The 21,426-nt window shown below is 73.6% G+C and carries 16 protein-coding genes; 13 read left to right on the top strand and 3 right to left on the bottom strand.

What is annotated here, in order from left to right; genetic code table 11:
* Positions 1-14 precede the first annotated feature (14 nt).
* Complete coding sequence (locus LE548_RS35860) at positions 15-209, bottom strand: hypothetical protein (RefSeq protein WP_225101209.1); 195 nt, start codon at positions 207-209, stop codon at positions 15-17.
* A gap of 305 nt (positions 210-514) precedes the next feature.
* On the opposite strand from LE548_RS35860, the gene LE548_RS35855 reads away from it, so the two are divergent.
* The 9 genes from LE548_RS35855 (at position 515) to LE548_RS35815 (ending at position 14,200) form a co-directional block, all read left to right on the top strand.
* Positions 515-907, top strand: coding sequence for an ankyrin repeat domain-containing protein (locus tag LE548_RS35855; RefSeq protein ID WP_225101208.1), 393 nt, complete (start codon positions 515-517; stop codon positions 905-907).
* 300 nt (positions 908-1,207) lie between these two features.
* Entirely contained in the window at positions 1,208-2,626 is a 1,419-nt protein-coding gene (locus LE548_RS35850; protein WP_225101207.1) for a HEAT repeat domain-containing protein, read from the top strand.
* A 206-nt stretch (positions 2,627-2,832) separates the two neighbouring features.
* Complete coding sequence (locus tag LE548_RS35845) at positions 2,833-3,960, top strand: glycosyltransferase family 1 protein (RefSeq protein ID WP_225101206.1); 1,128 nt, start codon at positions 2,833-2,835, stop codon at positions 3,958-3,960.
* On the top strand, positions 3,957-5,144 hold the full coding sequence (locus tag LE548_RS35840; protein WP_225101205.1) for a glycosyltransferase: 1,188 nt from the start codon (positions 3,957-3,959) through the stop codon (positions 5,142-5,144). Before LE548_RS35845 ends, LE548_RS35840 begins: the two co-directional genes overlap by 4 nt.
* On the top strand, positions 5,141-6,085 hold the full coding sequence (locus tag LE548_RS35835) for an SGNH/GDSL hydrolase family protein (protein ID WP_225101204.1): 945 nt from the start codon (positions 5,141-5,143) through the stop codon (positions 6,083-6,085). Before LE548_RS35840 ends, LE548_RS35835 begins: the two co-directional genes overlap by 4 nt.
* 88 nt (positions 6,086-6,173) lie before the next feature.
* Complete coding sequence (locus tag LE548_RS35830) at positions 6,174-6,881, top strand: GntR family transcriptional regulator (RefSeq protein WP_225101203.1); 708 nt, start codon at positions 6,174-6,176, stop codon at positions 6,879-6,881.
* 69 nt (positions 6,882-6,950) lie between these two features.
* Complete coding sequence (locus tag LE548_RS35825) at positions 6,951-8,480, top strand: hypothetical protein (RefSeq protein ID WP_225101202.1); 1,530 nt, start codon at positions 6,951-6,953, stop codon at positions 8,478-8,480.
* Between the two features lie 31 nt (positions 8,481-8,511).
* Positions 8,512-9,390, top strand: coding sequence for a hypothetical protein (locus LE548_RS35820; RefSeq protein WP_225101201.1), 879 nt, complete (start codon positions 8,512-8,514; stop codon positions 9,388-9,390).
* 58 nt (positions 9,391-9,448) lie between these two features.
* The gene (locus tag LE548_RS35815; protein ID WP_225101200.1) at positions 9,449-14,200 is read left to right on the top strand and encodes a hypothetical protein; all 4,752 of its coding nucleotides are present in this window, start codon (positions 9,449-9,451) and stop codon (positions 14,198-14,200) included.
* A 35-nt stretch (positions 14,201-14,235) separates the two neighbouring features.
* On the opposite strand, the gene LE548_RS35810 is transcribed toward LE548_RS35815, so the two are convergent.
* Complete coding sequence (locus tag LE548_RS35810) at positions 14,236-14,793, bottom strand: hypothetical protein (protein WP_374116219.1); 558 nt, start codon at positions 14,791-14,793, stop codon at positions 14,236-14,238.
* A 424-nt stretch (positions 14,794-15,217) separates the two neighbouring features.
* Between LE548_RS35810 and LE548_RS35805 the strand changes: the two genes are divergently transcribed.
* From LE548_RS35805 to LE548_RS35790, 4 genes are read left to right on the top strand one after another with little or no spacing between them, the layout of a single operon-like run.
* A complete protein-coding gene (locus tag LE548_RS35805) occupies positions 15,218-18,310 on the top strand; it encodes a nitrate- and nitrite sensing domain-containing protein (protein WP_225101199.1) in 3,093 nt (1,030 codons plus the stop codon).
* Positions 18,307-18,741 carry a roadblock/LC7 domain-containing protein gene (locus tag LE548_RS35800; protein WP_225101198.1) on the top strand — a complete coding sequence of 145 codons (435 nt, stop codon included), beginning with the start codon at positions 18,307-18,309 and terminating at the stop codon, positions 18,739-18,741. Before LE548_RS35805 ends, LE548_RS35800 begins: the two co-directional genes overlap by 4 nt.
* A 9-nt stretch (positions 18,742-18,750) precedes the next feature.
* Positions 18,751-19,146: a DUF742 domain-containing protein gene (locus tag LE548_RS35795; protein ID WP_225101197.1), complete on the top strand. Its 396-nt coding sequence runs from the start codon at positions 18,751-18,753 to the stop codon at positions 19,144-19,146.
* 37 nt (positions 19,147-19,183) lie between these two features.
* Positions 19,184-19,789: an ATP/GTP-binding protein gene (locus tag LE548_RS35790; protein ID WP_225101196.1), complete on the top strand. Its 606-nt coding sequence runs from the start codon at positions 19,184-19,186 to the stop codon at positions 19,787-19,789.
* A 103-nt stretch (positions 19,790-19,892) separates the two neighbouring features.
* Here LE548_RS35790 and glpK read toward each other — a convergent pair whose 3' ends face one another.
* Complete coding sequence (gene glpK, locus LE548_RS35785; protein ID WP_225101195.1) at positions 19,893-21,413, bottom strand: glycerol kinase GlpK; 1,521 nt, start codon at positions 21,411-21,413, stop codon at positions 19,893-19,895.
* Positions 21,414-21,426 lie beyond the last annotated feature (13 nt).

Genomic DNA, 21,426 nt, shown 5'->3' with positions numbered 1-21,426 from the left:
CGGGACGGGCTGGGTCAGAACTTGATGCCGCCGAGGAGGCTCGCCAGGCTCTCGCCGCCGGCCTTGATGCTCGGGGCGATGCCTGTGCTGGCGAGGTAGAAGCCGAACAGGGCTGTGACCGTGGCATGCGAGCCCTTGAGTCCGTCCTTGCGGAAGAACAGGAAGACGATGACGCCGAGAATCATGACGCCGGACATGGAGAGGATCATTTGAGACCTCCTGGTGTCGAGAGGGGACAGTCACCATGAGTTCTTCCAGGATCACAGGATGTATCCATACGATAAAAGGTGCAATTGGGTGAAATCTGGGTGATTTCCCCCGAACGGCGGCGGGTTCGGCCGGGTTGACCAGGGTCGATGTCCCGGGCGGGACTGCACGCGATCTTTACCTCGGGCACATCGGGTCATGTGCCGCGCGAGCCAGTACGCTGACGATTCACTCGTACGGCTGTGTTCCGCTTGCTGCCGTACGCTCCCTGCAGTCCCCGAAATTTCCAGGAGAGGCGGTCCGGCCGATGAGTGAAGCCCCCGACCCCGAGGTCGTGGAGCTGGCGACCAAGATCTTCGATCTGGCCCGGCAGGGGCAGACCGAGGCGCTCGTGGCGTACGTCGACGCGGGTGTTCCGGCCAATCTCACCAACGACCGCGGCGACTCCCTGGTGATGCTCGCCGCTTACCACGGCCACGCCGGCACGGTGCGCGCACTGCTCACCCGCGGCGCCGCCGCGGACCACGTCAACGACCGAGGCCAGACTCCGCTCGCGGGGGCGGTCTTCAAGGGCGAGACCGACGTCATCAAGGCGCTCCTGGAAGGCGGCGCCGACCCCGCCGCAGGCACGCCCTCGGCCGTCGACACCGCCCGGATGTTCGGCAAGAACGACCTCCTGGAACTGTTCGGCGCACACTGATGCACATGTCCTGACCAGGCACGACAAGGAAAACGGGGGAGGCGGTAAAGGGCCGCCGGAAATACGGTCGCGGCAGCTCACACCGCGGGTCATCATGACGACGTGATTCACGGACGCGATGGCTGGGCAGCTGTTGCCGCACCGCGCGGGCCGTGATGCGGTCCGCATGGGCCACCGACGAGAGGCAGAGAGAAATGGTCTACAACAAGCAAGAGACGGCGGGCGCTCCGACGTTGTGTCACGCGGCCAGGTAATGCGTGTTCCCCGGTTGCGTCGACGCTTGATGTGAGGCTGTTTCCCATGTTCGATCCGTTCATAGCGCCGAGCGGTACGCTGCTCGGCCTGCTGCAGCGGGGCCGCGGCGACGGCACGCTGCACGCGCTCACCGCGCCCCGCGCGGAAGCGCTCGCGGCACTGAACCAATGTGTGCTCCGTGACCCCCGCCAGGACTGGCAGGTGGAGAACCGCTCGCTCTACTACGCCCGCCTCTACCTCGACCTGAACGGCGAACTGGACGCCATCGAGGCCCACCTCTTCGGCCCCGAGGACGTTCTCGACGCCGACGAGTCCCGCACCGGCCTCACCCTCGCCGTGCTCGGGCACCTCGCCTCCTACGGCAGGCTGGACGCGCTCGCCCTGCTGCGCCGGTACGCCGCCCACGGCAGCAACTGGGCCTGGGCCCTGGACGAACTGGCCCTCAGGGACGACGACGCGGGCCTGCGCGCCCTCGCCGCGCCCGTGCTGGCCCGCTTCGGCACCGATGCCGAGGGCGAGGCCGAGCTGGCCGCCGCCGTCCGGGACGCCTTCGAGCCGCGCCCGTGGCGGCTGTGGGCGGAGGATCCGCGCGAATCGATCGCCACGCGTGTGCGTGCCGCGCAGGAGACCGGCTGCTTCGACCGCTGGCAGCGGCAGATGCGGCCCACCGGTCCCCGGCCCGGCTGGAGCGTGCGTGCCGTCTTCGAGTGGGCACAAGCGGGCATGGACCGCGGCGCCGCCCTCCATGTGCCGGCCGCCCGCTGTCTGGTCGCCGTGGCCGGCCCCGAGGACCGGCCGGAGATCGTCCAGGCCGCCCGCACCGGCACCGACGCGGCCCGCTGCACCGCACTGCGCTACCTCGCCGACAGCAACGACCCCGAGGCCCTCGGCCTGATCGAGGCCGCGGTCGCCGACGGCACGACGGTCGTCGTGGAGGCCGCCGTGGACGCCTTCGAACGGATGCGCAGCGTCGCCGCCGTCGACCGCGCCCGTCGCTGGGCCCAGCGCCCCGACCCCCTCGGCGCCGCCGCCGGGCGCATGCTCGCCTGCCGGGGCGGCGCGCGCGACAAGGATCTGGTCCTCGGCGCCCTGCGCGAGGTCGTACGCGGCGAAGGCCCCGACGCACCCACCCTGTGGACCCTCGTCGACGGCGCCGGCCGCCTCGGCATCGCCTGCGCGGCCCCCGTGCTGCGGCACATCTACCGCGAGACGGCCTCCTCCCACCTCCGGGGCCGCGCCGCCCACGCCCTGGCCGCCACCGACCCCTCCTTCGCCACCGGCTTCGCCGTCGAGTGCCTGTGGGACTGCGAGGAGACCACCCGCGAGATCGCCGCCCGGCACGCAGAGACCGGTGACGCCCGCGTCGTGGAGCGCCTGCGCCGCCTGGCCGCCGATCCGGCCGAGGAGGCGGAGGTGCAGACGGCGGTACGCAGCCGCTTCGGCCCCGACGCCGCCGGTGATTGATCCCCACGCGCGCGTAACCCACCCCACGCGCGCGTACGGAACGGGCGGACCACCGCCCGCCGGGTGAACAACGGATGACCAGCGGGTCAGGCGGCCATGACGGCCGTCTGACCCGCTCGGGTGTGCAGCCCAACGCTCATGGGACGTTCCCCGGGCGGAAAGATCGACGTTGACGCGGCCACGTCCAGCGCGGCGACAACACCCATATGCGTGTCGTCATCGTGACCGAATCCTTTCCCCCCGATGTGAACGGCGTGGCCCACTGCGCGCTCCAGACCGCCCGGCACCTCGTAGATCGCGGTCACTCCCCGCTCGTCGTCGCGCCGGCCCCAGCTCCCGGCAGCGCGCCGGACACGGACGCCCCGTGCCCGGTCGTCCGTGTCCCCTCCCTCCCCCTCCCCGGCTACCCCCAGGTCCGCGTCGCCCTCCCCAGCCGACGCCTCGCCGCGGCACTGCTCGACCACCGCGCTGACCTGGTCCATCTCGCCAGCCCCTTCATCCTCGGCGTCCGTGGCATGGCCGCCGCCGCCCGGCTCGGCATCCCCGCCCTGGCCGTCTACCAGACCGATCTCGCCGGGTACGCGCGTACGTACATGGGCGCCGGAGAGGCGGCCGCCTGGCGGCGGATCCGCTCCGTGCACGCCGCCGCCGACCGCACCCTGGCCCCCTCCAGCGCCGCCCTCACCGACCTGGAGGCACACGGCGTGCCCCGGGTCCGGCTCTGGCCACGCGGCGTGGACACCGTACGTTTCAAGCCAGAGCATCGCGACGAGGCACTGCGCCGCGAACTCGCCCCGAACGGCGAGCTGATCGTCGGCTACGTCGGCCGGCTCGCCCCCGAGAAGCACGTCGAACTGCTCGCCGGCGTCTGCGGACTTCAGGGCGTCAAGGTCGTGGTCGTCGGCGACGGGCCGAGCCACGCCCACCTCACCGAGGCCCTGCCCGGCGCCGTCTTCCTCGGCCGCCGCACCGGCCACGACCTCGCCCGGATCTTCGCCTCGCTGGACCTCTTCGCGCACACCGGCCCCTTCGAGACGTTCTGCCAGACCGTCCAGGAGGCCATGGCCAGCGGAGTCCCGGTCGTCGCGCCCGCCGCCGGCGGACCGCTCGACCTGGTCGCCCACGAGCGCACCGGACTGCTCGTCCCGCCGTGCGACGCCGCCGCCGTGACCGAGGCCGTGCGCACCCTGGCCGCCGACCCCGACCGGCGGGCCGCGTACGGCCTCGCCGCCCGCACGATGGTCGAGGGCCGCACCTGGGCCGCCGTCGGTGACCAGCTCATCGGTCACTACGACGACGTCCTCGCGGCCCGCAGGACGGTGGTGGCGGCATGACCGGCCCGTCCCTGCGCATCGTCCGCCTCGCCAACTTCGTCGCCCCCGCCTCCGGCGGCCTGCGCACCGCCCTGCGTGAACTGGGCAAGGGCTTCCAGGCGGCCGGGCACGACCCGGTGCTGATCGTGCCCGGCGAACGGCACACCGACGAGGACACCGAGCAGGGCCGGGTCATCACCCTGCCCGGCCCGCTGCTGCCCGGCACCGGCGGCTACCGCCTCCTCACCGACAAGCGGCGCGTGGCCGCCCTCCTGGAGGAGCTGGCCCCGGACCGGGTGGAGGTCTCCGACCGCACGACCCTGCGCTGGACCGGCCGCTGGGCCCGCCGCGCGCGCGTGCCCGCCGTGATGGTCTCCCACGAGACCGCCGACGGCGTGCTGCGCACCTGGGGCCTGTCCGAGAACCTCTCCCGCAAGGCCGCCGACGCCCTCAACACCCGTACCGCGCACGTCTACTCGCGGGTGGTGTGCACCACGGAGTTCGCTGAGCGCGAGTTCGTGCGCATCGGCGCGCGCAACGTCGTACGCGCCCCCCTGGGTGTTGACCTGATGGAACGCCACCCCGCACTGCGCGACCCGGGCCTGCGCACCCTGCACGCGCGCGGGGACGAGGCACTGCTCGTGATGTGTTCCCGGCTGTCCGTCGAGAAGCGCCCCGGCACCGCTCTGGACGCCCTCGACGCGCTGATACGACGCGGGCGGCGGGCGGTGCTCGTGGTCGCCGGGGACGGACCGCTCAGGGCCCGGCTGGAGCAGCGCGCGCGGGAGCGGGGGCTGCCGGTGACCTTCCTGGGGCATGTCTCCGACCGGGCCGTGCTCGGGGCGCTCCAGGCGTCCGCCGACGTCGCCCTCGCCCCCGGGCCCGCCGAGACCTTCGGGCTGGCCGCTCTGGAGGCCATGGCGTGCGGCACGCCCGTCGTGGCGAGCGCGTCCTCCGCGCTGCCCGAGGTGATCGGGTCCGCGGGCGCCACCGCCGCCGACCGGGGCGAGGCCTTCGCCGACGCCGTCGACATGCTCCTGGAGCGGGGCGAGTGCGAGCGCCGCGAGGCGGCACGCGCGCGTGCGGAGTGCTTCGGCTGGGGTACGGCGGTGGAGGCGTTCCTGGCGGCCCACGACGCCGAGGTGCTCAATCCCGTCAAGCCCCTGCGTGTCACCGGCCGCACCGTGCCGGAGGGCGTGGCATGAGACCCGTCCGTTTCGTCGCCCTCGGTGACTCGCTGACCGAGGGCGTGGGCGACCGCGTCGGCGACGGGTGGCGGGGCTGGGCCGCGCTGCTGGCGCCGTCGCTGGCCGGGGAGGTGGAGTTCACCAACCTCGCCGTCAGCGGGGCACAGACCCGGGACGTGCGGGAGCGGCAGACCCCGGCCGCCCTCGAACTCCGCCCGGACGTGGCCTCCGTGGTCATCGGCGTCAACGACACCCTGCGGCACACCTTCGACATCCGCGCGGTCGCTGCCCACCTCGACGAGGTCTACGCCGCCCTCACCCGGCAGGGCGCCACCCTGCTCACCGCCTGCCTGCCCGACCCCGGCGCGATGCTGGGTCTCCCGGGCGCCCTGGCCCGCCCGCTGGCCCGCCGGCAACAGGCGGTCAACACCGTCGTCCACGCGCTGTCCGAGCGGTACGGCGCCGTCCACCTGCACACGGCGGGCGGGACCTGGATCACCGACCGGGCCCTGTGGAGCGCGGACCGGCTGCATCCGGGCGAGCGCGGGCACCGGCAGCTCGCCGTCCGCTTCCACGCGCTGCTCGCCGAGGCGGGCCGGGCGACCGGCGAACCCCCCTCGCCCGAGCCGGAGTTCCCCGCCCCGACCCGCACGGCGAGCCTGCTGTGGCTCGCCACCGCGGGCACCGGCTGGGTGGTCCGGCGGTGCCAGGACCTGCTGCCCCAGCTGCTGCGTCTCGCCGCCGACGAGATGCGCCACCAGGCCCGCGGGACCAGCGCCCGGCTGGACCTCAGCGCGTCGGCGGCGGTGTCCGCGGCCCTCTCCGCGCTGCCGGAGAGCCACGGCACGGCCGACGGGGCACAGCGGCGCCGTATCGTCACCGGCGCGCACCGCACCACGGTGCCCGGCAGCGCGCCCCACCGTGAGGACGCGGGGGTGATGGCGAACGGCGTCGGGTGACGGGTGAGAGGCTCGGACAGTGGATCGTTCCACGATCCGACGATACTCATGTTGTCTCGTTCAGGCTGTCTGCGATTGAATTCCCGGTATGGCAGAGCAGCTGACGGGACTGGCCGGCGACCGGGCGCTCCTCGGGCGTACGAGCACGGCGGAGCGGGTGTCGGACATCCTCCGCAGCCGTATCGCCGACGGATACTTCCCGCCCGGCACCCGGCTGTCGGAGGACGGCATCGGCGGGGCGCTCGGGGTCTCCCGCAACACCCTGCGCGAGGCCTTCCGGCTGCTCACGCACGAACGCCTGCTGGTCCACGAGCTCAACCGGGGCGTGTTCGTCCGGGTCCTGACCGTCGAGGACGTCGAGGACATCTACCGCGCGCGCACGCTGGTCGAGTGCGCCGTCGTCCGCGGGCTCGGCGACCCGCCGTACCCGCTGGACGCGCTCGCCGCGGCGGTCGCCGAGGGCGAGACGGCGGCGGCCGCGAGCGACTGGAAGGCGCTGGGCACCGCCAACATCCACTTCCACCGCGAGCTCGTCGCCCTCGCCGGCAGCGAACGCACCGACGAGCTGATGCGCAGCGTCTTCGCCGAACTCCGGCTCGCCTTCCACGTCGTGGACGACCCGCGCCGGCTGCACGAGCCGTACCTCACCCGCAATCGCCAGATCCTCGACGTGCTCCGGGCCGGGGACCGGCACGCGGCGGAAGAGCTGCTGGCGACCTACCTCGCCGACTCGCTGGAGCGGGTGGTGGAGGTCTACCGGCGACGGGTCGGCGAGGAGAGCCCCGGGCTCTCTTGAGCGTCTGTGACGCCCGTCGCTTCTGTGGCGTTTGGGTCGATGTCAGACCGAGGACCTAGTCTGTGCACCGTGACTTCGCCTGCATCGACGGACAGCGTTCCGCCCCAGCTCAGCGCGGGGCCGCGCCCGGCTCCGGGCCCGGCCGCCGACGAGGGGCTGGCGCGTCGGCTGCGCGCGCTCGCCTGCACCGCGCCGTTGCACGACCTCGACGCGCGCAAGGCCAACCTGGCCGGTGAGTACTCGGTGTACGGGATGGCCGAGGTGGCCCTGGCCGCCATCGACCTCGTCACGCTCAACATGGACTTCGACACCGGCGCCGACCACGAGCAGATCGTGGCCCGGTTGATCCCGCGCATCGCCGCCCAGGCCCCGCACCGCCCGGCCGGCGAGCACGAGCGCGTGGCCCGCTGGGTCCTGGAGAACCTGATCAACGTCGGCAGCGTCGACCGCGGCTTCCGCGCGGTGTACGGCACCTTCGGGCCCGACGGCACGTATGTCCGCCGAGACTACGACTTCAAGCTGATCGAAGAGGTCCCCGGCCCCGGCGGCACGGTCTACCTGCGCACCACGGACGAGGCGGTCAACGTCCTGGTCGGCGCCCTCGACACCGACGTCACCAGCGCCCAGATCGCCGCCGAGGTCAAGCTGGAGGTGCTGATCAGCCGCGGCCGCCTCGCCGACGCCCAGCTCGCCGCCGAACAGGCCCGCTATCGCACGGTGCAGTACTCCGAGACGCTGCGCCGCGCCCTGGAGGCCACCCGGCGCAACGTCCGCGCGGTCGACTGGCTGAACACCGTGCCCGACATGATCGCCGAGGCCCTCGACCACGTCGCCGACCGCTACCGCCACGAGAACGCGATCCTCACCAACATCCGCAAGGCCCGCGACGAGACGGAGGAGCCCGAGCACAAGCGCCGGGCCGCCGAACTCGTCGACATCGTCAAGGACTGCATCCGCCGGCACACCCAGCTGCAGTCGCGCCTGCTGGAGGCGGGCCCGCTGTTCCGCGCCGAGCAGGACCGGCAGGCCTTCGCGACGTCGGCGGCGACGTCCGGAATGGACCTGTACGGCCATCTCGTCGCCCCCGTCCTGCCCCTGCCCCTGGAGCAGGCGATCCGGGTCACGGACGCGTTCTTCGCCCAGGGCACGGGGCTGCGTGCGCTGGCCTCCGTGCGCGTGGCGGACCTCGTCGACATACTGCTGACGCCGCCCGTCGAGCGGGAGCACCTCGGCGCGGAGATGCCCGAGCCCGACCTGATCGCCACGCCGGACGACAGCCGGTTCAGCGAGGAGCAACTGGCCGTCGCCATGGAGCTGCTGGACCTGCCGGCCGACGCGCCGCGCAGACTGTCCGGACTGCTGGCCGAGGCCCGGCGGACCGGGGACCCCGATCTGGCCTACCTGGTGGCCCTGCTGGCGGTCCACGCGGCCAGCCCGGCCGTCGGCACCGCCTACCGGCAGGGCGAGGAGAAGCTGCTGTTCGCCGTGGACGACGGCACCGAGCTGGACGATCCCGAGTTCGGCGGGGCCGACCTGATCGTGGGGACCGCGCTGCTGGACGCGGCGGGGATGGCCGCGGACCGGACGGAAGCAGCGTGAGCAAGCGAGAACGCGACAAGGAGCCGAAGCCGTGACCGAGCACGTCGACTGGAGTGAGCCCGAGCCCGCCGCCGCGCCGGCCGGCTCCGCCGTCACCCCCGCCGACGCCGCCGACGCGGCGCGGCTCGTCGCCTTCGGGCTGCAGCCCAGGCTGCAGCCCGCACGCGACCAGGAGTACACCGAGCTGCTGCGCCGGTACCGCGACGACCCGGCGTTCGCGCGGCTCGCCGACGCCGTCGCCGCCGGGCTCGGCCTCGTCGTGCTGGAGGTCTCCCCGCGCGCGGGGATGGCCGTGACCGCCGCCGAGGGCTCGGTGTTCGCCGTCCGCATGGGCGACTACGCGCGTCGCACCGCCGCCGACTCCGGCGACCGCTTCCTGCACGGGCTCGCCCATCTCGCCGCCGCCGCGCTGGCGTTCCCGCGCCCGGAGGACCTGGCCGACGACTCCTACATCGGCCGCGTCACGGTCAACGGCGTCGACGCCTTCGTACGGCAGGCCTGCCGGCGCCTGGAGGAGCGGGCCGAGGAGCAGGGCGAGAACACCGACCCGGCGACCGACGCGCCCGGCCTGGAGGCCGCCTGGCGGATCTGGGCCAGACGCAGCGCCACCGGCGCCACCAAGGACGCCCGCCGCCCGGCCGCCTCCACGACCGGCATCGTCGCGAAGGCCCTGGCCTTCCTCACCGACTCCGGCTTCCTGCAGCGCACCGGAGACGACAGCGGCGGCACCTACCGCACCACGGCCCGCTACCAGCTCCAGGTCCGCGACATGGCCGGCGCCGCCGCCATGGCCGAACTGCTCGAACTGGGCGTCGTCCCGGTGACCGACGGCACCCCCAGCCTGCTGCCCGCCGAGAACACCGAGGACCTGGAACTGGTGGCCGACGCCGGGCTGCCGTTCCACTCCTGAAGCCCCCGACGACCTTATTTTTCCGAAGACTTACAAAGACTTACGACGAGAGTCCGCCATGTACGAGCTGTCCCGGGTCCGCCTCTACTCCATCGGGCCCGCCGGTGCGCGCTACGCCGACACCGTGCTTGACCTGCGGGGTGTGGGCGAGCCCGTGCCCGACCCGGCGCCCACGCAGGCGGAGTTCTTCGAGGAGGAGCCGGCCGGCCCGCCGCGCCGGCCCGCACCCGCGGGCGTGCTGTTCCTGGAGAACGGCGGCGGCAAGTCCGTGCTGCTCAAGCTCATTTTCTCGGTGATGCTGCCCGGCCACCGCAACACGCTCGGCGGCGCCAGCTCCGGCGTGCTGCGCAAGTTCCTGCTCGCCGACGACTGCGGGCACGTCGCGCTGGAGTGGCAGCACGTGCTGACCGGCGAGTGCGTCGTCGTCGGCAAGGTCAGCGAGTGGCGCGGACGCCAGGTCTCCAACGATCCGCGCAAGTTCGCCGAGGCCTGGTATTCGTTCCGGCCCGGCCCCGGACTCAGCCTGGACAACCTTCCGGTCGCCGAGTCCACTGCCGTACGGCCGCCCGTGGAGGGCGCCTCGGGCGCCCAGGGCCGGCGTCGCACCATGAAGGGCTTCCGCGACGCCCTCACGGAGGCCGGCAAGGCCTACCCGCACCTGGAGGTGCACTGGGAGGAGATCCACGACCGCTGGATCGAGCACCTCGGCGACCTCGGCCTCGACCCCGAACTCTTCCGCTACCAGCGCGAGATGAACGCCGACGAGGGCGAGGCGGCCGGCCTCTTCGCCGTCAAGAAGGACTCCGACTTCACCGACCTGCTGCTGCGCGCGGTCACCGACACCCGCGACACCGACGGACTCGCCGACCTCGTCAGCGGCTTCGGCAACAAGCTCGGCCGGCGCGCCGAGCTGATCGCCGAACGCGAGTTCACCGCCGGGTCGGTGGATCTGCTCGGGCGGATCGTCGAGGCCGCCGACGCCCGCTCACGCGCGCGTGACGTCCACGCCGGCGCCGAGCGCCGTACCCGCACCCTCGCCCGGCGGCTGTCCGCGCGGGCCGTGCAGGAGCGGGTGCGCGCCGCCGACCTCGCCCAGCGGGTCACGGCCGCCGCGTACGCCGTCACGCACTCCGAGGGCGCCCGCGAGCGCAGCGCCCTGATCGCCGCAGAACTCGCCTACCGGCACGCCTCGTTGGCGCTCGCCGCCGCCGAGAAGTCCGCCGCCGCGCAGAAGCGCGAGCTGGCCGACGCCCGCACCCTGCACTCTGCCTGGCAGGCTGCCGAGGCCGTGCTGCGCCACCGCGCCGCCGCCGACCGCGTCGCGCGCGTGTCCGCCGCCATCCAGGAGGCCGAGCGGGACGCCGCCCCGGCGCTCGCCGCCCGCGCCAAGGCCGCCGTGGACCTCGTACGGGCCCTGCACGCGGCCGCCGAGAGCGCCGAGACCCTCGCCAACGAGGAGGAGGAGCGTTCCGCCGCCCTCCAGGAGGCCGGCGACAGCGCCTACCGCGACTCCACCGCCGCCGCCACCGAGGCCCAGCGCGCCCGCAGCGAGGCCGGGCATCTGCGCCAGCGGCTCGCCGAGGTCGAGCAGGAGACCGCCGAGGCGGTCCGCGCGGGCTGGCTCGACGACAGCGCCCCGGACGCCGACCCGGCCCGCGCCGCGCTCGCCGCCAGCGACGCTGAGAAGACCGCGGTGACCGCCTGGGACGCGGCCCGCGAAGCCGCCCGCAAGGTCACCGAGCACGCGCGCGAGGCGGCCTCCGCCGAGTCCCGCGCGGAACTGACCGCGGCCCGCGCGGCGGACGCGGCGACCGCGGCCGAGCGGGCCCACGAGGCCGAACAGCGCCTCGCCGAGTCCCTCGCCGCCGAGGAGCGGCTCGCGGAACTACTGAGCCTGCCGGGCGCCCCCGCCGGGCGGCCCGGCGTGCCGGGCCCCCGTACCGGAGCCGACGGCACGGCCGGCATCCGGGCCGGCGCGGGCCATGGCACGGCGGCCGACACCGGCGCCGACACAGGGCCGTACGGCCCCCCGAGCGGCGGCGACGGCGGCCCACGCGACCGAGCGGCCGGCACCGGCTCCGACGGCACCCCGCGCACCGTCGACGGCCCGCTGGCCCCGGAAGAGCTGGACCGCTTCGCCGACGAACTGCGCGGACTCCTCGACGACGCCGTCACCTCCGCCGAACGGCACCTCTTCGAGCTGCGCACCGCGGCCGCCGACGACGCCCGGATCCTCGGCGCGCTCGGCGACGGCGGACTGCTGCCGCCCGGCCCGGACGTGCTGGCCACCGTGGAGTTCCTCGGCGAGCACGGCATCCCCGCGCTGCCCGGCTGGCGCTATCTCGCGCAGTCCGTCGACCCCGCCGACCACGCACGCGTGCTCGCCGCCCGGCCGGAACTGGTCGACGGCGTGATCATCACCGACCCGGACACGCACGCACGTGCCCGCGAGGCCCTCTGCGACGCCGCCCTGCTGCCCCGCTCCACCGTCGCCGTCGGCACGGCCGCCGCCCTGCTCGCCCCGCCCCCCGCCGACTCCGCCTCCGCCGGCGACGTCTTCCTCGTGCCGCCGAACCCGGCCATGCACGACGAGCATGCCGCCGACGAGGAGCGGCAGGCGCTGCGCGCGCGGGCCACCGAACGCGACGAGGAGATCCGCACCCTGGCCGCCCGGCTCGGCAAGGACCGCGAGCTGGCCGCACGGCTCGCCTCCTGGCGCACGGGCTGCCCCGCCGGACGCCTCACCGAACTCGCCCGGGCCGCCCAGGAGGCCCGCGCGTTCGCCGAGGAGGCCGAGGCGGAACTGGCCGAGGCGCGCACCGCGCGCGCGGAGGCCGAGGAAGCCGCCGCCGAGGCCGTACACGTGCGCGACGAGCGGCAGGAGGCCGCGCAGAAGGCCCGCCGCGCCGCCGACGCCCTCGCCGGCCTCGCCTTCCGGCTCCGTGAGCGCGCCGGCTGGCAGGTGAAACTGCGTGAACTGGCCGACGAGGCCGCCGAGTCCGAGGCCCGCGCCCAGACCTGCCTGGACCGCGCCCGCGCCGCCGACGAGGACCGGCGCGCCGCCCAGCGCGCCGCCGACGACGCCCGCCGCACCGCGCGTGCCCTGCGCGCCGAGCGCTCCGAGATCGCGGGCGCCCCCGACGACGTACCGGTCGAGGACGCGGACGCCCCCAAGGCGTCCCTGCCCGCCCTGCGTGAGGCCTACCGGGCCGCCTCTCAGGTGTACGAGAAGGTCGGCGTCGGCGCCGACCTGCGCGCCGAGCAGGCCCGCGCGGAGAGCGACGAGAGCGCCGCCCGCGCCGAACTGGACCGGCTCAGCAACAAGGTCCGCACCCGCGCGGAGCAGCTGCTCCAGTCGCCCGACGGCTCCGACGGGCCCTCCCGGCAGGCGGCCGCCGCGCGCGCGGAAGAGCTGGTGCAGCTCCTGGAGACCCGGATGTCCACCGCGAGCGAGCAGCTCGGCCGGCTGCGCGGCGAGGCCGAGCGGCACGCCCCCGAGGACGGCGAGGCGCACACCGAGCTGCCCGAGGAACTCGCCCCGAGCGACGCCGAGCACGCCCAGGTGCTGCTGCGCACCGCCACGGCCGAACTCGCGGCCCGCACCGAGGCACTGGCCGAGGCCCGCGAGGCCCACGCCGAACTGCTGGACACGCACCGGGCCGCCGAGGACGCGGCCGGCGGCTTCGACGAGATCGCCGCCATGCTCCGCGACCTGCTGCGCGAACACGCCCCGGAGGAGACGCAGGAGGAGCCCGAGCCGTACCCCGGCAGTCTGGAGGAGGCCCGGCACTCCGCGGCCGAGGCCCGCCGCTCGCTGCGCGGCTGCGCCGCCGACCTGTCCGCCGCCGAGACCGCGGTGCGCGAGGCCGGCGACGTCCTCGTCCGGCACGCCAACTCCACGCGCTACGAGCAGGTCCGCACCCCGGCCCGGCAGCAGATCCGCGAGCTGCCCGCCTCCGCCCTGCCCGAGCACGCCCAGAAGTGGGCCGACGCCTTCGCGCCCCGACTGCGGGTCCTGACCGACGAGTTGGCGCAGCTGGAGCGCAACCGGGACTCGATCGTGGACCGGCTGCGCGGCCTCGTCGAGTCGTCCCTCGCCACGCTGCGCTCCGCCCAGCGGCTCTCCCGCCTGCCCGAGGGGCTCGGCGAGTGGTCCGGACAGGAGTTCCTGCGCATCCGCTTCGAAGAGCCCGACCAGGCCACGCTCACCGAACGCCTCGGCGAGGTCATCGACGAGGCCACGCGCGCCGCCGTGAAGAAGAACTCCGACCTGCGCCGCGACGGCATGTCCCTGCTGCTGCGCGGAGTCGCGGCGGCGCTCCAGCCGAAGGGCGTGGCCGTCGAGATCCTCAAGCCCGATGCCGTGCTGCGCGCCGAGCGCGTCCCCGTCGGCCAGATGGGCGACGTGTTCTCGGGCGGTCAGCTGCTCACCGCCGCCATCGCCCTGTACTGCACGATGGCCGCCCTGCGCTCCAACGACCGAGGCCGCGACAAGCACCGGCACGCCGGCACGCTGTTCCTGGACAACCCCATCGGCCGCGCCAACGCGACGTATCTGCTGGAGCTGCAGCGGGCCGTGTCCAACGCCCTCGGCGTCCAGCTGCTCTACACCACCGGCCTGTTCGACACGACCGCCCTCGCCGAGTTCCCGCTGGTCATCCGGCTGCGGAACGACGCCGACCTCAGGGCGGGCCTGAAGTACATCAGCGTGGAGGAACACCTCCGGCCCGGACTGCCCCAGCAGCCCCAGGCCGGAGAGGCGGTGCACAGCGAGATCACGGCGACCCGGATGTTCAAGAAGCCGGCGTGACCGTCAGGCGGCGAGCGGGGCTGTGCCGACCGGGGTCACGGGTGGGACAGCTGACCGGCGCCGCCGGGTATCCGCTCCTGCTCCCGCAGCCCGGCCCGCTCCCGGCGCCGGCGGGCCCGGCGCTCGCGGCGCAGCGCGCGGGCCGTGCTGCTGGGCTCGGAGACCACACCGTACCGCTGGTGCCACACCTGGCGGGTGACCCACACGTCGACCACCGCCCAGGTGGCCACCACCGTGCTCACCACGCTGCTGATCACCATGGGGAAGGCCAGCCAGGACCCGGCCATCGTGCACAGGAAGGCCACCATCGCCTGGATCAGCGTCACCGCGATGATCAGGACCGCCCGCACCGCCGCCGTACGCACCGGATCGGGCATCGGGTGCCGGCGGGCGGGCTCCTCGATCCACAACGGCCGGTGGTCCGCACGTCGTTCACCACCGGCGGACTCCCTGCCACGCCCGCGCACCGGAATGTCGCGATCCGGCTGCCCGTACCCCCCGCGCCCCGGCTCTCCGTGCCTTTGCCGTCCCGTCGAGCGCGCTGCCACGCGCTCCTCGGGCGCTTCGCGCCGCTCCGCCGTCCCCATCACCATGTCACTCCCCACCGCCGGCCGACCGCTCGCCCCGGAGTCCCATGACTCCGACTCCCCAGTGGCTGCCCGGCTTGCGCAGATTTACGCCGCCGGAATGCGGGATGCGGCACCTGTGGCCCATTCCGCACCCATTTCCCGAAGGCTTCCCATAGGAGAGGACGAACGGGATCGCCCGAAGATTCCCCACCGGCGAAAAAATCCAGCCAACCGCCTGGCCGTGTCCCCGCGGTCGGGCAGGACGCGGCCATCTGATTGCGGTGGCAATCTCCCGCAATGCCCGGACAACTCGCCATCTCTCGCCGCCGGAGCGGAAGTTCGCCCTCCGGACGTGTCTTCGAGTTAACTGTGAGGCGGTAGTAGGCTCGCGCCGTTTGTTGACGCACATGTGCACCCCCGGCCGGCGGGGGTCGAGCTGGGGGAGGCCATGCGCTTTCGCGGGAAGTCGATCCGCCGGAAGATCGTGGCGCTGCTTCTCGTGCCGCTGGTGTCCCTGGCCGCCATCTGGGGCTTCGCCACGGTGCTCACCGGACGCGAGGTCGCCCGGCTGTTCCACGCCACCGACGTCGTGAAGGAGATCGGCTACCCCACCGAGGACACGGTCCGCGCACTGCAGCAGGAACGCCGCCAGGCCCTCGTCTACCTCGCCGACCCGCGCGCCGCCGACGCGCTCTCCGCCCTGCAGCGCACCCGCGCCGTCACCGACCGGGCGATCGTGAAGATCCGCAAGAACGCCGGGAACCACGACGTCGTGAACGGCATGGACGCATCCGACGACGATCGCCTGACCACGGTCCTGGACGCCTTCGCGGGCCTCGACTCCCTGCGCCGCAGCGTCGAACAGCGAACGGTCGACCGCGCCCAGGCCCTCGACCTCTACAACCGGCTCGTCGACCCCTGCTACACCCTGCTCGACGCCCTCGACGGCGTGGACGACGTCGAACTGGACAAGCAGGCCCGCGCGATGGTCAACGTCACGCGCGCGCGTGAGCTTCTCTCCCGTGAGGACGCGCTGCTCGGCTCCTCCCTCGTCGTCGGCCGGCTCACCCGTGACGAGACCCGGGACATCTCCGGCCTCGTCGCCCAGCGCACCCTCCTGTACGACATCAGCCTGCCGCTGCTGCCCGCCGCCGAACGTGAACGGTACGAACGCTTCTGGAAGAACCCCACCAGCGCGCAGCTGCGCACGGCCGAACAGTCCGTCATCGGCGCGGACTCCGGCACGCCCCGCGAAGTCACCGCACAGAGCTGGGACTCCACCGCGGCGAGCGTCCTGGACGACCTCGGCACCATGGACGACCAGGCCGGCGACCGCTTCCAGAACCGCACCCGCCCCGTGGCCATGACCGTCATCCTGCAGGCGGCCGTCGCGGGCCTGCTCGGTCTGATCGCCCTCCTGGTCTCCCTCGTCCTGTCCGTCCGGGTCGGCCGCAGCCTCATCCGCGACCTGCGCCAGCTGCGTCTGGAGGCGCACGAGGCCTCCGGCGTCCGACTGCCCAGCGTGATGCGCCGGCTGTCCGCCGGTGAACAGGTCGACGTCGAGACCGAGGTGCCGCGCCTGGAGTACGACAAGAACGAGGTCGGCGAGGTCGGCCAGGCCCTCAACACCCTCCAGCGCGCCGCCGTCGAGGCCGCAGTCAAGCAGGCCGAACTGCGCGCCGGTGTCTCCGAGGTGTTCGTCAACCTCGCCCGCCGCAGCCAGGTGCTGCTGCACAAACAGCTCACCCTGCTCGACACGATGGAACGCCGGACCGAGGACACCGACGAACTCGCCGACCTCTTCCGCCTGGACCACCTCACCACCCGTATGCGCCGGCACGCCGAGGGCCTGGTGATTCTCTCCGGCGCCGCACCGTCCCGGCAGTGGCGCCGGCCGGTCCAGCTGATGGACGTCGTCCGGGCCGCCGTCGCCGAGGTCGAGGACTACGAGCGCATCGAGGTACGGCGGCTGCCGCGGGTCGCCGTCACCGGCCCGGCCGTCGCCGACCTCACGCACCTCGTGGCCGAACTCCTGGAGAACGCCACGGTGTTCTCACCCCCGCACACCGCCGTCCAGGTCCTCGGCGAGCGCGTCGCCAACGGCTTCACCCTGGAGATCCACGACCGGGGCCTCGGCATGACGGCCGAGGCACTCCTGGACGCCAATCTGCGGCTCGCCGAGACCCCTGAGTTCGAACTGTCCGACACCGACCGGCTGGGCCTCTTCGTGGTCAGCCGCCTCGCTCAGCGCCAGAACGCCCGCGTCTCCCTCCAGCCGTCGCCCTACGGCGGCACCACCGCCGTCGTGTTCATCCCCGATGCGCTGCTGAGTGACGACGTGCCGGACACCAACGGCCTCGGCTTCCGCCTGGACCGGGACCGCCCGGCGAAGGAGACGGGGCAGGTCGCGGGCCACTCCGCGGGGCCTGTGCAGCTGCCTGGCCTGCAGACCTCCCTGCTGGACGGCCCCGTCGAGCTGGAGGCGCCCGTCGACCTCGATGCCCTCGACGACTTCCCCGGCGCCCTGGGGGACGAGGACAGCGAGCGTGGCGAACTGTTCCGGCCCCGCCGCTCCCGCTCCCGCGACGATGCCGGTCCGGTCTCCGCGTCCGCCGCCGACCGTGGCCCCATACCGTTGCCGCGCCGCCAGACGCCCAAACTCGTCAGCTCGCACGGCAAGCCCGTCACCGATCAGCGCTCCCGCCGTGACGAACCCGACCAGCGGCCCACCGCAGGTCCTCGCCGCCCCGACCCGGGCGGCCTCGCCCCCCTGCCCGCCCGCCGCCGCGGCACGTCCGCCCGGCGTCCCGGGGAACTCACCGACCACGTCGCGGGCGGCGTCCCGCCCCGCGCCGACGGTACCGCCGAGCCCCCCGAGATCCCGGCACTGCCTCGCCGTACCCGGACAAAGGGGGCCATCACGGCCACCCCGGGCGCCACGACCCGGACACCCGAAGCGCCCCGGCCCGACAGCGGCGAGGCACTGCCCACGGACGACGGGGGCCGGTCCGGCGACGCGTTCCCGCCCGCCGCCGACACGTCCCGGCCCGCCGACGCGCCCGGGTCCGGCGACGCGCGGCCCCCCACAGCCGGCACAGCCGCGCGTAGCGGCACCGGCGGCGACGCCCCGAGCGGCACTCGCGGCGAGACACCCCCGCCTGGCGGCACCAGAGCCATGACCGGCGGCGACGTACCCCCGCCCAGCGGCTCACCGGACCTCACTCGCGCCGACGCCTCCCCGCCGCCCGGCACCCCGGACCTCACCACCGGCGACGCGGCCGCCCGGTCGGCCGTGGTGCCGGGCGGGACCGGGCCGTTGCCCCGGCGGGTGCGCCAGGCCAGCCTGGCTCCCCAGCTCAAGCAGGACACCGTACGACGCGCCCGACGGACGGGGCAGCCCGCAGACCGTGACGCCGATGAGGTCCGCAGCCGGATGGCCTCGTTGCAGCGCGGCTGGCAGCGCGGCCGGGAGGAGAACGCCGCCGGCGACGGGACCCGGAACGGCACAGCACCAGGAACGACAAAGGGGGACGGTCGATGACCGCACCGAAGGCGACCGGCCAGACGGCAACGAACAAGGGGGAGCTGAACTGGCTCTTGGACGACCTGGTCGACCGGGTCGCCAGCATCCGCAAGGCCGTCATCCTGTCCGGCGACGGCCTGCCCATGGGCGTGTCGCAGGACCTGACCAGGGAGGACGGCGAGCACCTGGCCGCCGTGGCGTCCGGCTTCCACAGCCTCGCCAAGGGTGTCGGCCGCCACTTCGACGCGGGCGCCGTCCGGCAGACCGTGGTCGAACTGGACGACGCCTTCCTGTTCGTCACCGCCGCCGGCGACGGCAGCTGCCTCGCCGTCCTCTCCGAAGCCGACTCCGACGTCGGGCAGGTCGCCTACGAGATGACGCTTCTGGTCAAGCGGGTCGGCGTGCATCTGGGTACCTCCCCGCGCTCCGACCTGCCCGCGGGCGGGTAGTGGGATGACATGAGCGGAGACGGTCAGGGAAGAAGCCACTGGTTCGACGACGAGGCCGGACCGGTCGTCCGTCCGTACGCCATGACGCGCGGCCGTACCACCAGTCCGGCCCAGCACCGCCTCGACCTGATCGCGGTGGTCGTCGCGGAGCCGGACGCGGGCGACCCGGAAGCGGATCCGACGCTGTCGCCCGAACACGTGGAGATCGTCGGACTGTGCCGGGACGAGCCGCAGTCGGTCGCCGAACTCGCCGCGGAGGTCGATCTTCCGATCGGCGTGGTCCGGGTCCTCATCGGCGATCTTGTACACGCCGAACTCGTCCACGTCACCCGCCCGGTTCCCCCGGCCGAGCTGCCGGACGAGAGCATTCTGCGGGATGTGATCAACGGCCTCCGGGCGCTGTGACCCTCCCCCGACCCATCGAGCAGGAGACTTAGGACCGATGATCATCGGGCGTTCTGAGCACGGAAAGCCCCCGATCGAGCCCGTCACGCTGAAGATCCTGGTGGCCGGCGGCTTCGGCGTGGGCAAGACGACCCTCGTCGGCGCCGTCAGCGAGATCAGGCCGCTGCGCACCGAGGAACTGCTCACGGAGGCTGGGCGCCCGGTCGACGACATCAGCGGGGTGGAGGGCAAGCACACCACCACCGTGGCCATGGACTTCGGCCGCATCACGCTGCGCGAGGACCTGGTGCTGTACCTGTTCGGCACGCCAGGGCAGGAGCGGTTCTGGTTCATGTGGGACGAGCTGTCCGAGGGCGCGCTCGGTGCCGTCGTGCTCGCCGACACCCGCCGTCTGGAGGACTGCTTCGCCGCCGTCGACTACTTCGAGCGGCGCTCCATCCCGTTCCTCGTCGGGGTCAACTGCTTCGAAGGGGCGGCCCGTTACCCGGCCGAGGCGGTCCGGCAGGCCCTCGACCTGGACGACGACGTTCCCCTCGTCGTGTGCGACGCGCGCGACCGGGAGTCGGTCAAGGAGGTGCTTGTCGGGCTCGTCCAGCACGCGCTGCACCAGGCGGCCGACCGCCGTGCGGCCGCCATCGGCTGACCACGGCCGCAGGACACGGCCCGTACCCCCGCCGACTGGGGTACGGGCCGTGGTCCGATGAGAAGCACGCGCGCGTGCGGAGTTTTCCGCGCCCTGTCGTTCTCTACGCCCCGTCCTCCTCCAGCCAGTCGAAGCTCTTCTCCACCGCCCTGCGCCAGTTGCGGTACTCGCGGTCGCGTACCGCAGCCTCCATCGCGGGTGTCCACTCGGCGTCCTTCTGCCAGTGCGACTTCAACTCGTCCAGGCCGTTCCAGACGCCCGTGGCGAGGCCGGCGGCGTATGCGGCGCCCAGACAGGTCGTCTCCGACACCCGCGGACGGATCACCGGCACATCGAGGACGTCCGCCTGGTGCTGCATCAGCAGACGGTTCTTCGTCATGCCGCCGTCGACCTTCAATGTGGTGATCCGCACCCCGGAGTCCTGATACATGGCGTCCACGACCTCCCGCGTCTGCCAGCTCGTCGCCTCCAGCACCGCGCGCGCGAGATGTGCCTTCGTGACGTACCGGGTGAGGCCGGTGACGACCCCGCGCGCGTCGGAGCGCCAGTAGGGCGCGAACAGACCGGAGAACGCGGGCACGATGTACGCGCCGCCGTTGTCCTCGACGCTCGCCGCCAGGGTCTCGATCTCGTCGGCGGTGCGGATGATTCCGAGCTGGTCGCGGAACCACTGCACGAGCGCGCCCGTTATCGCTATGGACCCCTCCAGGCAGTACACGGGCGCTTCCTCGCCGATCTTGTAGCCCATCGTCGTCAGCAGTCCGCTCTTGGACGGCACCGGCCGGTTGCCGGTGTTCAGCAGCAGGAAACTGCCGGTGCCGTAGGTATTCTTCGCGGTGCCCACGTCGTAGCAGGCCTGCCCGAACACGGCGGCCTGTTGGTCACCCAGCGCGGAGGCCACGGGCACTCCGGCGAGCTGCCCGACCGCCGTGCCGTACACCTCGGCGGAGGACCGGATCTCGGGCAGCATCGCCTCGGGGATGTTCATGGCGGCGAGGATGCCGGGATCCCATTGGAGGGTGTCGAGGTTCATCAGCATGGTCCGGCCGGCGTTCGTGACGTCGGTGACGTGCCGGCCGCCGTCGGTGCCGCCGGTGAGGTTCCAGATCAGCCAGGAGTCGATGGTCCCGAAGGCGATCTCGCCGCGTTCGGCCCGTGCCCTGAGGCCGGGCACGTGGTCCAGCAGCCAGGCCGCCTTGGGCCCGGAGAAGTAGCTGGCCAGCGGCAGCCCGGTCTGCTCGCGGAAGCGGTCCTGGCCGTCCGCGCCGCCCAGTTCGGCGCACAGGGCCGCGGTGCGGGTGTCCTGCCAGACGATCGCATTGTGCACGGGCTTGCCCGTGGCGCGGTCCCACAGGACCGTCGTCTCGCGCTGGTTGGTGATGCCCAGCGCGCTCAGCCCGTCGGCGCGCAGCCCGGCCTTGGCCAGCGCCCCGGCCACCACGGCCTGCACCTTGGCCCAGATCTCGGTCGCGTCGTGCTCCACCCAGCCCGGCTTGGGGAAGATCTGGCGGTGCTCGCGCTGGTCGACCGCGACGATCGCGCCGCCGTGGTCGAAGACGATGCAGCGGCTGGACGTGGTGCCCTGGTCGATGGCGGCGACGTAAGTGCCGGCGGTGTCCGTCATGGCTGTCCCTGGG

This window comes from Streptomyces sp. CoH27, assembly GCF_020181035.1.
Taxonomy (GTDB): domain Bacteria; phylum Actinomycetota; class Actinomycetes; order Streptomycetales; family Streptomycetaceae; genus Streptomyces; species Streptomyces camelliae.
Note: the sequence above shows the minus strand (reverse complement) of the source record. Positions and strands in the feature narration are given on the sequence as shown.